Genomic DNA, 15,822 nt, shown 5'->3' with positions numbered 1-15,822 from the left:
CTCCGAATATCTCCTTCAAGCTGACCTGTATCCCCCTTATGCTCCCTGGAATAGCTGTCGCCAGGGTGAGTATCGATCGCTTCAATACAGTCTGATCCACATGTAATTCTTTCCTCTTCTCTTTGGGCCCCGGCTTTTTTGGAGCCAATGCTTCTTGGAGTGCCTCTGTGGCCTTCCACTTCAGTTGGTAGAGGAACTTCCTAGATACCTGGTATCTCCTGGATAGCTCCGTTACTTCTCCCCATTGTCTTGAGGGATCCTGCATCTTTTGGGCCAGTTGAATCCGACTTGACAAGTCTATCTCTTTTAGCCGATAATCTCTCATCGGGAACCTCCTTATATCTTTTGTGGATTGATGAGGTATTGTACCTCATTTGGAGGTTCCCATTCAAGGCCAGATGAGCTGAGGCTGATGGGCTGATCTCAGGTTCTCTGTAATCTGTTACCATAACTATGAACCATCCCGATTTGTGTTATAAGTGATCCAAGATCTTTATTCATCTTTTCACTTCCAAGCTCTTTTGAGTTTGGAGGTTATTTTATATTCATCCAACCTCTTTGTCTACCCCCTCTTACCTACAAAATTTTCATACACCCAGTCCTGACCCCTACGTTGACAAATTCGGATTTTAACTGGTATAATCTATTAAAGTGAACTTCCCCCTTAAAGGAGCAAGAGGTATGGCGCAGAGCATAGCTAACGTGAACGAAGAGATCGACCTTGCGCCGTTGGATAGGGCGATAGATGAGGCGAAAAGCGAGGGTTTGGGATTGATCCCTATCCTCCAGAGGGCGCAGAAGGAGTATGGATATCTGCCGCGACCTGTCCTGAAGAGGGTCGCTGAGAGGCTTTCGCTTCCATATAACAGGGTCTACGGCGTTGCCACCTTCTATTCACAGTTTCATCTCATGCCGAGAGGAAGACACCTGATCCAGGTCTGCGACGGGACGGCCTGTCATGTCAGAGGAGCTCCTCGGATAATGCGCATGATTAGGGAGAAGATGGGCGTGAATCCGGGTGAAACCACTGAGGATCTGAAGCTCACCTTTGAGGTTGTCTACTGTCTCGGCTCATGTGGCCTTTCGCCCGTGGCCATGATAGACGGAAACGTGGTCGGCAGACTCACGCCTGAAAGGATGGCCCAGATACTGGATACGTTGGATTAGCCTTTCGTCATGGAGGAGCTGGCCCTGCATATACTGGATATCGCTCAGAACTCCATCGAAGCGGGGGCAACACGGATCAGGCTGTCCTTGATAGAGGATCTCCCCTCCGATAAATTGACCATACGCATCTCGGATAACGGCAGAAGGTTGAGATCCCGCCGCCTGAGGCCTGATCTCAAAGCGCTTGCGGCGGCCACAGAGGCGTGCGCCGGCTCCTTCCAGGTGGAATCCAGAAAGGGATTGGGAACGACCGTGATAGCGACCTTCCAGCACAGCCACATAGACCGCGCCCCCTTGGGGGACCTCCCCAGAGCCCTCATAGGCATAATAAGGATGCTGGATGGGGGAAACCTGATCTACTCGCATAGGGTGATCACGTCGAAGGGAGAGGAGAGATTCGAGCTCAGCACGCTCCGGATCAGAGAGGAGATCGGGGAGGTGCCCTTGAGTCACCCGGGGGTACACAGGTGGCTTTCGGAGTTTATCAGTCGGGGCGAGGAGAGACTCGCCCGAATCGTTCAGGGGGTTGAAAATGCCTAAGCTGAAAAGCATGGAAGACCTCAGAAGAGTTCGAGAGAAAGCCTTGAGGGATCTGATGGAGAGATCGAAGGTGAAGATCATAGTCGGAATGGGTACCTGTGGGATAGCCGCAGGGGCGAAGGCGACGTTTGACGCCTTATCGGATGAGCTCGCAAAACGCAACATCGACGCCACGCTTACGATGGTCGGATGTATCGGGATGTGCACCTACGAGCCTCTGGTGGACATCGAAACCCCTGAAGGTAGGATAACCTACGGGCATATGACCGCCGACAGGGTTCCCAGACTTGTCGAGGAACACCTCGTCAAGGGGAGGATCATCAGGGAATGGGTGATCGCTCAGATGCGGCCCGAGGCGATAAGGGCCGGACAATTCGGCAGCAGAACCTGAGGGAGGAAAAACCCATGGCTGAAGTTCGGTACCGATCATATGTGCTTTGCTGCGGGGGGACGAGCTGTTCTGAGAACGGCTCCCAGAACGTAATCTCGGCGTTCAATGAGGAACTTCGCGTAAATCACCTCGATCGGGAAGTCAAGCTCGTCATAACCGGCTGTCAGGGGCTGTGTGAGGTGGGGCCGATAGTGGCTGTCTATCCCCATGACTTCCTGTATTGTAACGTTCGGCCCGAAGATGTGCCGGAGATAGTTGAGGAGACCCTTATCAAGGGCAAACCCGTTGATCGGCTGCTCTACACGGACCCGGCCGATCGAGAGGGTGTCCCCCAGTATCACGATATGCCGCTTTACAAAAATCAGGTTCGGGTGATACTCCAAAACTGCGGTTTCATCAACCCTGAGAGGATAGAGGAGTATATCGCCCGTGACGGATATCAGGCGCTGGCCAAGGCGCTTTACGAGATGACCCCCGAGGAGGTCATCGAGGAGGTTAAGCGGTCCGGTTTGAGGGGACGCGGCGGAGGCGGATTCCCGACGGGGTTGAAGTGGGAGTTCACGCGAAGGGCGAAGGGAGATGTCAAGTATATCGTCTGTAACGCCGACGAGGGCGATCCCGGAGCCTTCATGGACAGATCCTTGATCGAGGGCGATCCGCACTCGCTCCTTGAGGGCATGCTCATAGCCGGATACGCCATAGGGGCGCAGAAGGGATATATCTACTGTCGAGCCGAATATCCGCTGGCGATCGAACGGTTAAGGATCGCCATCGCACAGGCACGGGAGTACGGTCTCCTGGGCGAGAACATCCTGGGCACGGATTTCTCGTTCGACATCGAGATCAAAGAGGGCGCAGGCGCCTTCGTCTGCGGGGAGGAGACGGCACTGCTGGCCTCGATCGAGGAGAGACGTGGGGAGCCGAGACCTCGTCCTCCGTTCCCGGCCACCTCGGGGTTATGGGGCAAACCTACGAACATCAACAACGTCAAGAGCTATGCTACCGTTCCCAAGATCATCCTCAGAGGCGCCGACTGGTTCGCTAGCATGGGCACCGAAAGAAGCAAGGGGACGGCCGTCTTCGCCCTCACCGGCAGGGTGAACAACACCGGCCTGGTCGAGGTGCCCATGGGCATAACGCTGGGCGAGATAATCTTCGACATCGGCGGCGGAATCGCCAAGGGGAGGAAGTTCAAGGCCGTTCAGACTGGCGGACCTCTGGGAGGGTGTCTGCCGGCGGAGTTCCTCAACACGCCGGTGGATTACGACTCGCTCAAGGCCGCCGGCGCGACGATGGGCTCAGGCGGCATGATCGTCGTGGACGAGACGACGTGTATGGTGGAGCTGGCGCGCTTCTTCCTCCAGTTCGCGACGGCTGAATCCTGCGGACAGTGCCCTCCATGCCGGATAGGCGGACAGAAGTTGCTCGAGATCCTCAACAGGATCACCCGCGGCGAGGGAAGGTTGAAGGATCTGGAGATGATCGAGGATATCGCCAACACCATGCGTGAAGGCTCCCTCTGTGCCCTCGGACAGCTCACCCCCAGCCCCGTCCTGACCACGTTGCGCTACTTCAGGGACGAATATCTCGCACATATCATAGATAAGCGCTGCCCCGCCGGAACCTGTGCCGCGCTTGTGCCCGCCCCATGTCGAAACGCCTGCCCCGCCGAGGTGAACGTGCCCGTCTACGTCTCCCTGATCGCCGAGGGTAAATACGACGAGGCGCTGGAGGTTCATCGCCAGGCCAACCCGTTCCCCTCCATCTGTGGCAGGGTATGTCCGGCCTTCTGTGAGAGCCGTTGTAGAAGGGGAGAGCTGGACGAGCCGGTCGCCATAAGGCAGCTCAAACGGTTCATGGCCGACCGCGAATCCAGGCCGTGGACTCCGAAACAGATAGAGCCGGATAAGGAGGAAAAGGTGGCCGTCGTCGGAGGAGGTCCGGGAGGTCTCACCGCCGCCTTGAGACTGGCCCAACTCGGATACAACGTCACGATATATGAGGCGTTGCCGGTGTTAGGCGGCATGATGGCCGTCGGAATACCGGAATATCGACTCCCAAAAGACGTCCTTCGAAATGAGATTGACTCCATCCTGAGGATAGGTAAGATAGACGTCAAAACCGAGACCGCTCTGGGCAGGGATGTGTCCCTGAAAGAGCTGAGGGAGCGATATGACGCCGTCCTTCTGGCGATCGGGGCACACAGCAGCCGAAAGCTCAACATACCGGGTGAGGATAAAGAGGGAGTCATCCACGGCGTGGATTTCCTCAAGAGGATAAACCTCGGCGAGGATATGAGCTTCGTCAGGGGCAAACGGGCGGCCGTGATCGGAGGAGGGGACGTGGCGATAGACGTCTCAAGATCCCTACTGAGGCTCGGCGCATCCGAGGTGCATATACTCTACAGACGCAGAAGGGAGGACATGCCGGCTGTGAAAGAGGAGGTTAGCGCCGCCGAGGAGGAGGGCGTTAAAATCCACTTCCTCGTGACGCCGATCGAGGTGTTGGGCGATGGAGAGGTGACGGGGATCAGGTGTCAGCTCATGAAGCTCGAGGACGAGAGGAGAAGACCCTCCTTCGACTCATCGGCGCGCAAACGGCCCTTCCCGATAGAGGGCGCGGAGTTCGTGTTGGACGTCGATCTTCTGATCCCAACCATCGGGCAATCGGCCGATACCTCCTTCCTGCGGGAGGAAGATGGGATAGAGCTGGAGAGGGACGGCACCTTCAAGGTCGATCGACGGACGTTCCTCACCACCCAGGAGGGGGTCTTCGCCATAGGAGACGCCGTGACGGGGCCGGCCAGCGTCGTCTCCGCCGTCGGCCAGGGCAATAAAGTCGCCAAAGCCATCCATAGATACCTGCGCGGGATGGATCTGCTCGAGCCCGCTAAACCTATGGAACGTCCCGAAAGGGTCGGCGAATTTGAAATGGCCCCGGAGGACGCTGAAAGACCGAGGGCTAAGGCGTCGATCCTGGCCCCCGAGGTGAGAATCAGCGACTTCCGCGAGGTCGAACTCGGTTTTCCAAACGAGATCATCGCTCAAAACGAGGCTCGCAGATGCCTCAGATGCGACCTCGAACCGGTCGGGGAGTGAGGTGAGAAGATGGCCAAGATAACACTTACGATAGATGGCAGAAAGGTTGAAGGGGAACTCGGCGACACCATACTTGAGGTCTGCGAGAAGAACGGAATTCACATTCCCACGCTCTGCCACTATAAGGGCCTTTCCAACAGAGGCTCCTGCAGGATGTGCGTCGTCGAGATCGAAGGCGCAAGGGGCCTGATGCCAGCCTGCACGACGCCGGCCGAAGACGGAATGGTGATCGAGACCAACAACGAGAGGCTGTACCGCTTCAGAAGATCGAACCTGGAGCTCATCCTGTCCGAGAGAAACCATTTCTGCATGTTCTGCGAGATGAGCGGGGACTGCGAGCTACAGGATCTGGCATACCAGCACGGGATAGATTACATCAGATACAGCTTCGCCTGGCCGAAACTCCCCGTCGATACGAGCAGGGATTATTTCATATTCGATCAAAACAGGTGCATCCTCTGCCGTAGATGTATCAGGGCATGCGAGGAGCTGGCAGGACACGCCGTCCTGGGGGTCAAGGACAGGGGCGCCGACACGATGGTAATCGCCGACCTGGACACGCCGTTCGGCGAATCCTCCTGTACCTCATGCGGCACGTGCCTGCAGGTCTGTCCCACAGGGGCTCTCGTGGATAAAAAGAGCGCTTATATCGGCAAGCGGAAGGATCTGCAGGAGACGGAGACGTTCTGCACCTTCTGCAGCATCGGATGCGGGATCAAGGTCCTCTCACGCGACGGACATCCGGTCAGGATCGAGGGTAATTGGGATGCCGAGCCAAATGGCGGCGTGCTCTGCGTGGCAGGGAGGTTCGAGCCGCTCTACATATCCAAAGAACGAATCACATCACCTATGATGAAGGTTGGAGAGGCGAAAGATCTTTCGACCTTACAGGAGATAAGCTGGGATGAGGCGTTCGAAACGATCGCCGACCGGATAGCGGGAAGCGATCGAAAGCTCGCCCTCATCTCGGCCAGAGCCACCGTCGAGGCGGCGTCCGCCTTCAAAGGGATCTTCGGCTCAGACACCTTCGCCTTGACTCCCCCGACGATCGAGCGAGGAGAGGGCAGACTGAGGGATATCGATGAGGCCGATTATATCTTCGTCACAGGGGCCGATCTGGATGAGGAATTCAGGGTGGCGGGTTCCTTCGTCAAGAGATCGGCGCTTAAGGGCGCTAAGCTTATCGCCATCGGTCCCATCGGAAGGACGGTCGAGGAGAGGGCCTCTGAGAGGATCGAGCCGGAGGAAAGAGCCAGGTTGGAGGAGCTGTTGAACCAGGCGTCCAACGCCGTGATCCTCTACGGGCCTCAGTCCGATCCCAACCTGATCGAGCTTTTCCGACGTGTGAGGGGGCGAAGCAGGCGGATCTCCTTAGTTGAGGGTTCAAACGCCAGAGGATTAGAGGCCGTCGGCATCCCCTCAGGCTCAGCCATATCGACGGATGGGATGGTGCTGGTTCTGCTGGCCGACGAGCCTCCCACCGAGGCCCTGGGCGAGCTTTTGAGCTCCGCCTCCTTCTCGGCGGTGATATCGAGCTATTACGATCCGATCCTCCAGGAGGCCGATCTGATCCTTCCCTCGCCCATCTGGTGTGAGCGCAGCGGCACCTATATCAACACAGAGGGCAGGGAACTCAAACTCACTGCTGCCGTCGAGCCGCCGGAGGGCGTGATGAGGGATGAGGAGATAGCCGGAAATATCCGCAGGAGGCTTTCGCGATGGGCAAGATAAAAATCGCAACCGACTGGCTAGAGGTATGTTCGGGATGCCATATGTCTCTGCTTGACATAGACGAGAGGCTCGTTGAACTGCTGGATTATGTGGAGTTCACCTCCAGCCCGATAACCGATCTCAAACATCCCCCTGAAGAGGGGGTCGACGTCGGAATACTTACCGGTGCGGTGGGCAACACACATCAGGAGGAGGCCGCAAAGCTGATGCGCAGCCGGTGTAAGATACTCATAGCGATCGGTGACTGCGCCGTCTTCGGGGGTATATGCGCCATGAGGAACCTTTTCGACGTGGATGAGGTTTTAAGGCGCGGTTATATCGAGACGGAAAGTACGCAGGACGGGATAGTGCCCTCCTCCGACGAGCTCGGGAAATTGCTGGAGAAGATCAAGCCGGTCAATCAGGTCGTCGATGTGGACGTGCACCTGCCCGGTTGTCCCCCCTCCGCCGACGCGATCTATTTCGTCCTCAAGGAGCTCATCGAAGGCAGAACGCCCGTGCTGGCGGGCGAGAACTTGAGATATGACTGAGGAGGAGGGACCATGGGCTTCAAAGTTACCATAGAACCCATAACCAGGATAGAGGGCCACGCAAGGGTGACGATACACCTGGACGATGAGGGCAAGGTCGACAGGGCCTACTTCCACGTGGATCAGTTCAGGGGATTCGAGAAGTTCAGCGAGGGACGCATGTTCTTCGAGATGCCCCAGATAACCCCGCGCATCTGCGGCATATGTCCCGTATCGCATCATCTCGCATCGGCCAAGGCGTGCGATGAGATAATAGGCGTCCAACCTCCCAGACCCGCTCAACTGCTTCGCGAGCTGATGCACATGGGCCAGGTGATACAGTCGCACTCGATGCACTTCTTCCACCTCGCCGCGCCCGATCTGTTGTTCGGCTTCGACGCCGATCCGAAGATACGAAACGTCATCGGGATCATACAGAAAAACCCCGATCTGGGCCTGAAGGCTATTAAACTCCGGAAGTTCGGTCAGGAGATCATCCGTATCCTCGGGGAGAAACGGATCCATCCCATCTTCGCCGTCCCGGGAGGCGTCAACAGGGCGTTGAGGGTCAATGAAAGGGATCAGATGCTGAGCCAGATAGATGAGATGATCTCCTATGCGCATGAGGGGATCGAGATCGCCAAGGGATGGCTCGAGAAAAACGCAGATTTTGTGGACAAATTCGCCAACTTCGATTCCGGATATATGGGGCTGGTCAGGGATGACGCCTTGGAGCTGTATGACGGTCAGGTGAGGCTTGTCGATAAGGACGGCAACAGGCTGGAACAGTTCGACGGGAGGGATTACCTCGACTACATCGCCGAACACGTCGAGGACTGGACATATCTGAAGTTCCCCTTCTACAAAAAGCTTGGATGGCCCGATGGGGTTTACAGGGTGGGGCCGCTGGGCAGGTTGAACGCCGCCGATAGGATCTCCACGCCCGAGGCGCAGAAGGAGTTCGAGCTCTTCAGATCGCTCAACGGCGGCAGGCCGGTCACCCAATCGCTGTACTACCATTATGCCAGGCTCATCGAGGTCCTCTACGCCCTTGAAAGGGCGAGGGAGATACTTGAGGACCCCGATGTGCTGTCCACGGATATCCGAGCCGAGTCAACGGAGATAACGGGTGAGGGCGTGGGCGTGATAGAGGCGCCGCGCGGAACGCTCTTCCATCATTACGTCACGGATGAGACCGGAAAGCTGCTGAAGGTTAACCTGATCGTCGCCACGGGGCATAACAACTGGGCGATGTCCCATTCCGTTGAGATGGTGGCTAAGGCTTTCGTGGACGGAAACAACCTCACCGAGGGGATGCTCAACCGCGTTGAGGCGGCGATACGATGTTATGACCCATGTCTCTCATGTTCAACTCACGCCCTCGGACGGATGCCCATCCTCATTGAGGTCTACACGGCGGATGCTCAACTCCTCAAAACGGTGGTGAGAAGGAAGTCATGACCCGCAAGGGGCAGGCGTTCCGGGCGAAACGCCTGCCCTCCTTTTCATACCTCCTCGTTCGATCCCTCAAATCGATCGTTTTGAAGATGTCAGAGGCCGAGGCGATGGCCTTCGGCGCTCGATTGGGTCTTCTAGCCTACCACATCGTCAGGTCGCGCCGAAAGATCGCCGAGCGGAACGTCTCGCGCGCTATGCCTCTGATAAAACGGCGTCATCCCTCATCAACGGTCGATTCGATCGTTCGAAAGAGCTTTATCAATCTGGGCAAAACCCTGGTCGAATTCCTGAGAATCCCCCTTCTGATGGGTGAGAGGATTTATCTCAAGATCCGGCCGTCGGGTATGGAACATCTGTATCGATCGCTGGAGAAGGGAAGGGGTGTGATACTCTTCATTCCCCACATGGGCAACTGGGAGCTTTTGGCGCCTTTCTACGGGGCGACGCTGACCAGGAAGGCCGTGGTGGTTTTCCCGTTGAAGAACCCCGAGCTGGACGAGCTTGTGGAGTCGCACAGAGGGATATTCGGCCTTGAGATCATCCCCAAACGGGGGGCGGCCAGACATGTGCTCAGGAAGCTCAGGGAGAACTACGTGGTAGGGCTGCTGGCCGATCAGAACGCCGGACGGGAGGGGGTTTTCGTGGAGTTCTTCGGCCAACTCGCCTCCTGTGCCCGCGGTCCGGTGGCTTTTGCCATAAAGACCGGAGCTGCCCTGCATATCTCCGCCGATATCCGCCAGCCCGACGATACCCACATCATCACCGTATCCGAGCCGATCGATCTTAAGCTCTCAGGCGATATGGAGAAGGACGTAAGGGCTAACACCGAACGGTTGATGAGGATGCTCGAGGAGCTCATATGCAGGTATCCGGATCAATGGCTATGGGTGCATAATCGATGGAAGACCAAACCGGACCCCAGATGGATTGAAAGAAGAAAAAAGAGAAGGGAGGTATCCATGGACCAATAGCTCCTGGATGGTATAGATTCGGTAGGCGGTTTGGAGGGGATGGATGGAGGTGCTTCTCTGCTAGGAATGAGAAGGGAGTAGAACTGCTTCTGAGCATGAGTTGGTAAAGGAGAGAAGAGGGGAGATTAAGAATAGGGAGGTGATTCGGGAAGTGTAGGGAACCCCATTTTTTGGACACCTCTCTTATTGGGGTGTATTCTTAAGGTTTTCTCCTCACTTCAAAGTCCAGGTTGTCCTTGAGTGGATCGTAGCTGCTGCGTGGCAGGGTGAGTTTGATCTCGTCCTCTGAGAGGTTATGTCCGTATTTATACTCGCTCACCGGCGTCACTCCGATCCGCCCCTGCTCCTTCAGTCGATTGCCGCTCAGATTGCCCGATCTTTAACCGGGAAAGTAATGGTGACATAGTCATGCACCTTGTATCCTCTTTTCCCTGCCCGCTAAAAAGGAAAGGATGCCAATTAATGCGAAAGCAGCACAGATCGTTTCTGTCCCTATGCTCCAGATCCTAGTAGCTATAGAGATGGACGCGGCTGATGATACCGGGATAAAGGAGGAAAGGAGGATAGTTAAAATTCCTTCTCTAATTCCCAACCCTGCCGGAGCTATGAAGCTGAGAGTTCCCATCACACAAGATAGAGAGTAAACTGGAATTGATAAGGTGACCCCTACCGATCCGGCGGTTAATAAAGCGTTAGCGAAGAAGTAGAACGCTATTCCTTGAACAGCCCAAAGCATCAGAAAAAAGCCAAAAAGAACTATTAAACTTCCTGCTTTTATATCGGCGAGTAGCCTGAGGTCTTTGGAGTAAAGAAATGCTTCAAACACCTTCTTCGCTAGAAGTGGAAGGAGTAATAAAGCAAGTGGCAGGGTCCAAAATAAGTAAGGGAGAGATGTAAAATGTGAGAGGATCTTTATTCCCAAAGGACTACAGGCACCGATGGTTAAACCTGAGGCGATAAGGTAAGAAAATTCTAAAGTTATGCCGATAAGAGTCGGATTTCTAGGCACTCCCGCCCTCTGAGTCAAATACAGCTTGCATAAAGGCATCCAAAGTTTTCCGGGTAAATATCGCATTATCTGAGAAACGATCCAGATCATAACAGCTTTTTTCATTTGTATTCTTGACCCCACAAGTTCTATCGTTAACTTCCACCCCAATCCATGAAGTATTAGAGCTCCTATAAGGAGGAAAGTTGAACCGATCAAACCTAAATAGTCCGCGTGTTCGACTAATGAACGTATTTCCGAATAACCTTCACCCGTTTTTCTTATGAGAAGAGCGAGGATGATGATTCCTATTAGGTATCCCGCTGCTTGTTTTAGAACGATGATAATTCCCTTCATTTTCCGTTTCTTTGAACATTCGAAACAAAGGTTTTAGAATAGCGGTGAGATAAGCAAGGCCATAGGTGAAGTGTTGGAGTGTGATGATAACTGGGATCAGAAATATCGCCCCAGCGCCCTTTAATCGAATAGCCCCATCAATCCCGGAGGCTACTAATACCCCAGTATACGAGATGCTTAGGGTTATTAAGATCCTTCTAGCGCTTTCGGATACCAGGCTTGCCAAAGCGAGTGCCAAGAAAATTATCAACAGAATCGAGGGTATCTTATATGCTAAACAGTTCAAGCTGCGGTGTTTGTGTCCCAGTGCTACTCGACTAACCCCCCTACCCCAAATTTGCGTGAGAAAAGCCTTTAATCCTTCGCGACGCCAATGAGCTACAATAGCATCAGGAACGTATTTAATCTCATATCCCTTCCGATGGATACGGTAAGCTATCTCGGTGTCTTCGCCTAAGTCAAAGCTTTCATCGAATCCTTCAACTTCTTGGAAAACGAAGCGTGGGATTGCCATGTTGCAGCCGCGCGGATAATAAGGTGCAAGTCGCCATCTTCCACCTCTTCGAACACCTCCCGTGCCCACGAAGGAAGTCACAGCGTAGTCCACACACCGTCCCCAGAGGGATTGATCTGAAGGAGCTATATCCGGTCCTCCGGCGATGCCAACTTTTCCATTTCCATCGAGGAACACCTTAACGAGGGACGACAGCCATGATGGATTGACCTCACAATCTGAGTCAAGAAAAACCAGAATATCCCCTTTCGCCATCGAAGCTGCCAGATTTCTGGATGCAGCGGGATTTTTCTTTCTCTTCCTGAGCACCCGAACCGGGAAAGAGCAAGCGATCTTCAGCGTCTCATCCGTTGAACCTTCATCAACGACTATCACCTCATATTTCGGGTAATCCAAAGCAAGCAGGGAATTAAGACATCTTCTTAGATAACGTCCGGAGTTGAAGGTTGGTATGATGATTGAAACGAAAGGATAACGGTTTCTCATGGTTGCCTTTGACTCGGCTTTGCAAAGGCATTTTGGTTTGGAGGAAATGTTTTGCGAATAGGTGGGATAATGGGGCGCCTTTCCCTGATAATCATCTCGCCCAAAAGTCCGATCGATATCATTTGCATCCCGACTATCGCTAGCATCACCCCGCCGATTAAGAGAGGATAACGGTGAAGTATAGATCCGTAAAGGAGGCGGAGCGATAACAGATACAGACAGATTCCTATTCCAGCGCTGCCTATCGCCAATCCTATTCCACCGAAGAAGTGAAGAGGGCGGCGTGAATAGCGGGTGTGAAGAAGCACAGTGAGGAAGTCCAGGGCACTTCTTATAAGCTTCCCTATGCCATACTTTGATCGTCCGTAAATTCTCGGCGAATGTTTAACTTCTACCTCCGTCACTTTGAACCCTTCCCACTGAGCTAGAACGGGGAGGAATCTGTGGAGCTCACCATAAAGGGTGAGCTCCTGGGCAACTTCTCTTCTCATAGCCTTTAACCCTGTGTTCATATCATGAAGTTTAACTCCACTTAGAGCCGAAACCACGCTGTTAAACACTTTCGAGGACCATCTTTTGAAGATCTTATCCCTTCGATTTTTCCTCCATCCGAGGACCATGTCATATCCCTCTTCTAACTTTGCGAGGAGCTTCGGGATTTCCTCAGGTCTGTCTTGAAGATCGGCGTCCATAGTGACTATCACCGGAGCTTGAGCTGCCCAAAACCCCGCCGATAAAGCCGCCGATTTGCCGAAATTCCTTCGAAGCTGAATGATCCCAACCCCTGGATTTCTCTCACGTAACTTACAAAGCACTTCAAATGAACCATCGGTGCTTCCGTCATCCACGAAGAGAACCTCGTAATTAACTTTCATCTCTTTCAACACATGGTTTATCCGTGCCATGAGAGGTTCCAGGGAGTCGCGTTCATTAAATACGGGTATAACAATTGAGACAAAGAGTTCTTTCATTACCATCAGCTCTTCATATCTTAATTAGCGAGTATGTCTTATCGGTTGGCTTCGGTCAACGACTAGCTAGGATGCGCCGATGATGGTATCTAGACTTAGCGATTGTTTTTCTCTCTTTCCTGAAATCGTCGCGAAGTAGCTCCATTTTAAAGGGTAGGTGTAGTCTAAGCGAGCTGAAGTTCGCTTAGGCACACCTGCTCTCAAGAAGCCTTGCCCGAGGATAGGGAGTTTCACTCTAACAGCTGGTCTCTCGTATCTCACAGCAGATTATGCTGTAGTCATACCCACTTACTCCCATATCGATACAGGTGCCTCCCCAACCAGTGCAATCACATCGTCTCTTGTTACACCTTGGGAATAGCCCTTCGTATCCATTTTTGTAGGTTTTGTAGCCTGCGTCCTCACAAGCACCTGATTGCCCATCACACACTACCTTGTCGTCACAGTAAACATTGCAACTAGCGTCGCAGTTAGAAGGTTGAGATGGGTGTCTACAATCCACGGATCTTGCCTGGCAATTGGTGACATCACCTGCTCTCGCTCCTTGTAACCATAATCCCAAGAAGCTAAATGCTAATATAGATCCGACCACCAGAAAGGCTAAAATCTTACTGTAGCTCATTTTCCTCTCCTCCTTTTGTCCGGTTTTTGTTTATTTAATCAATACGGTGAAATCTTTTGGCCATACCAACTGGTTAATGAAATTCCCAACCGGATGAAATCTCTCATGGTAAAATCAAAGAACTGAACTGGTATTCCAAGGTTAAAGTCCGCCTCTTCCACCAAAATGGAAAACCGACTCACTTCCTGCTCTGTGAGAGGGTTATATGTAACCCCTTCAACTTTGGTTGGATACCATATTCCACCAGGATATTTCCTGAAATCCTCACATGAGATAACGCCTCTTAACCTTTTCCAAGGACCAAGTTTGATATAACGTTCGAGACGAACAACTGAAAATCCCTTTTCAGGGGCGATCCAAGCTCTTTCCATTTCCTTTGGACCAATGTCAAATGGTTTTCTCCGTTTTGATCTTTTGGGGGCTAACTCCATTAGAAGCAGCTTTTGCCTGTTCAAAGAAGATCTCCTGATATCTTTGACCTGTTCTATATCCACCTTGTGCAGCATACGTCCTATAAGATGATACGGTATATCCGTGTCTGTAGGATGAGCTCTTTCCACGAACCCTCTATTTTCTCTGAAGCTTGCCCAAAGATAGGCGGTATGTTCATAACCGACGACCGTGTCTTTAATGTAGAGAGATTCCACAAACCAAGGAGGGTAATCATAGCTGCGCCTATCTATGGAATGTATCCTCACGCGATAAGCATTCGGAAGATCACCATCGTTTACTTCCTCGTCCACCTTAAAGACTATGTTCCTTTCTTCATAAAGAGGAAAACCCTTTGTGAGAAACTTGAAGTAACTATCCAAGGATTTTATAGCCATCTCAGCGTTCTTCCTTAATTCTCCTTTGGAATTCTCCAACACTTTGCTCCAATACTTTCGCTTTTTTTCAACCGCTCTTCTCGCTTCCTCTTCTGACATGCTCGATCTCGGCGATCTCCAAAGGATTATCCTTATCTCTCCGTCCTCTATCGTCCTCCTCGCGAAATTCAAAGCTTCCACTATCTCCTTTACCTTGAATTCCGCTTGATCTCTCTTTCGGATTTCAGAATCCGATTCTCCTTCCTCTAACATTAAAGGGATACCAGCGGAAACAATGATAAGTATAACTGCTATTATCCTTATATTCCGATTACTGCTCATGTCTATATGCTTCCCTTAACACATCCTTAATACTCTCTGGAAGTTCCGTATTCGGATATTCCCTGAGAATTCTTTCATATGCTTCTATGAAACTTCTCCTTGCACCAGGGCTATTCCGAACTAACTCCTTCATCTCATCTATGCGGGGGCTTAAATACCATGGAACATCAGATAAGTATTCGTGCAACTCCATCACCACGCTTTCAGACCGAGGCCATCCTCCAAAGAGAGAAACAAATTCCTCATCCCAAAGCAAAGCATGAAGCTTATCGGCTTTTATCCTATATTCTTCGTATTGTTTCACCAGGTATTGAGGCGCTGATTCAGGACCGCCATAAGATAAGATTTCCATATCAAGCTCCTTCAACCTTGGCAATAGCTGATCCACCTCTGATATGGCATTTTCAATCTTCTCTATGACCTCCTGGTATTCTTCGTAAACTTGGGATCTTATTTTCTCCTCTTCAGAGCTTGGTCTTGAAGGTTCAAGAAGAGCCTGTTCCTCACCTAGAGACTTCAAAGATGTTTCCGGGAATTTCTCTTTAGAGATTGGGCTCCTCTCTTCTTTAGGGTAGTTTTCAACAATCTGACTTCTTCCACCGGAGAGCGATCTTTGTGAAGAAATTTCATCTCCTGCGTCTCTTCCTTCCTTCACCTCCCTTATAGATGTATGTTCCTTGCCACCGTGATGAACCATCCATATACTTGTCCCTACCGCTATCATCAACACTGATCCTATTATCACTATCTTCGTCGTCATCTTCATCACAACACCCCCCATCACCTTCACAATTTCCCTCCAGGGAAGGATCACTACACACCTCAGCCTCCTGAGAACCTTCTCCTTAACTTTCCTCCTCGCCCTGTGGAT

Annotated in this window: 14 protein-coding genes; 8 read left to right on the top strand and 6 right to left on the bottom strand. The window is 52.5% G+C overall.

Going from position 1 to position 15,822, the window contains the following annotated elements:
- A partial coding sequence (locus J7M22_12010; protein MCD6507331.1) for a hypothetical protein occupies positions 1-325 on the bottom strand: 325 nt, incomplete at its 3' end.
- A gap of 356 nt (positions 326-681) precedes the next feature.
- On the opposite strand from J7M22_12010, the gene nuoE reads away from it, so the two are divergent.
- From nuoE to J7M22_11970, 8 genes are read left to right on the top strand one after another with little or no spacing between them, the layout of a single operon-like run.
- Positions 682-1,167: an NADH-quinone oxidoreductase subunit NuoE gene (gene nuoE, locus J7M22_12005; protein ID MCD6507330.1), complete on the top strand. Its 486-nt coding sequence runs from the start codon at positions 682-684 to the stop codon at positions 1,165-1,167.
- Between the two features lie 9 nt (positions 1,168-1,176).
- On the top strand, positions 1,177-1,707 hold the full coding sequence (locus J7M22_12000; GenBank protein MCD6507329.1) for a hypothetical protein: 531 nt from the start codon (positions 1,177-1,179) through the stop codon (positions 1,705-1,707).
- Entirely contained in the window at positions 1,700-2,098 is a 399-nt protein-coding gene (locus tag J7M22_11995) for a (2Fe-2S) ferredoxin domain-containing protein (GenBank protein ID MCD6507328.1), read from the top strand. Before J7M22_12000 ends, J7M22_11995 begins: the two co-directional genes overlap by 8 nt.
- 14 nt (positions 2,099-2,112) lie before the next feature.
- Positions 2,113-5,196 carry an NADH-quinone oxidoreductase subunit NuoF gene (gene nuoF / locus J7M22_11990; GenBank protein ID MCD6507327.1) on the top strand — a complete coding sequence of 1,028 codons (3,084 nt, stop codon included), beginning with the start codon at positions 2,113-2,115 and terminating at the stop codon, positions 5,194-5,196.
- Positions 5,197-5,205: 9 nt separating this feature from the next.
- Positions 5,206-6,927 carry a (2Fe-2S)-binding protein gene (locus J7M22_11985; protein MCD6507326.1) on the top strand — a complete coding sequence of 574 codons (1,722 nt, stop codon included), beginning with the start codon at positions 5,206-5,208 and terminating at the stop codon, positions 6,925-6,927.
- A complete protein-coding gene (locus J7M22_11980) occupies positions 6,915-7,457 on the top strand; it encodes an NADP oxidoreductase (protein ID MCD6507325.1) in 543 nt (180 codons plus the stop codon). Before J7M22_11985 ends, J7M22_11980 begins: the two co-directional genes overlap by 13 nt.
- 12 nt (positions 7,458-7,469) lie before the next feature.
- On the top strand, positions 7,470-8,897 hold the full coding sequence (locus J7M22_11975; protein ID MCD6507324.1) for a Ni/Fe hydrogenase subunit alpha: 1,428 nt from the start codon (positions 7,470-7,472) through the stop codon (positions 8,895-8,897).
- Positions 8,894-9,865 (top strand): lysophospholipid acyltransferase family protein, encoded by a 972-nt coding sequence (locus tag J7M22_11970; protein MCD6507323.1) that lies wholly within the window; start codon positions 8,894-8,896, stop codon positions 9,863-9,865. Before J7M22_11975 ends, J7M22_11970 begins: the two co-directional genes overlap by 4 nt.
- A gap of 406 nt (positions 9,866-10,271) precedes the next feature.
- Here J7M22_11970 and J7M22_11965 read toward each other — a convergent pair whose 3' ends face one another.
- The 5 genes from J7M22_11965 to J7M22_11945 form a co-directional block, all read right to left on the bottom strand.
- Entirely contained in the window at positions 10,272-11,210 is a 939-nt protein-coding gene (locus J7M22_11965; protein MCD6507322.1) for a flippase-like domain-containing protein, read from the bottom strand.
- Entirely contained in the window at positions 11,122-12,210 is a 1,089-nt protein-coding gene (locus tag J7M22_11960) for a glycosyltransferase (protein MCD6507321.1), read from the bottom strand. The genes J7M22_11965 and J7M22_11960 overlap by 89 nt, the downstream gene beginning before the upstream one ends.
- The gene (locus tag J7M22_11955) at positions 12,207-13,187 is read right to left on the bottom strand and encodes a glycosyltransferase family 2 protein (protein MCD6507320.1); all 981 of its coding nucleotides are present in this window, start codon (positions 13,185-13,187) and stop codon (positions 12,207-12,209) included. The genes J7M22_11960 and J7M22_11955 overlap by 4 nt, the downstream gene beginning before the upstream one ends.
- A 654-nt stretch (positions 13,188-13,841) precedes the next feature.
- Positions 13,842-14,951, bottom strand: a complete 1,110-nt coding sequence (locus J7M22_11950) for a hypothetical protein (protein MCD6507319.1) — start codon at positions 14,949-14,951, stop codon at positions 13,842-13,844.
- On the bottom strand, positions 14,941-15,822 hold an 882-nt coding region (locus tag J7M22_11945), incomplete at its 5' end, for a hypothetical protein (protein ID MCD6507318.1). The genes J7M22_11945 and J7M22_11950, both read right to left, overlap by 11 nt.

Source organism: Candidatus Poribacteria bacterium (assembly GCA_021162805.1).
Classification (GTDB): domain Bacteria; phylum Poribacteria; class WGA-4E; order B28-G17; family B28-G17; genus JAGGXZ01.
This window is presented reverse-complemented; position numbering and strand designations above follow the sequence as displayed.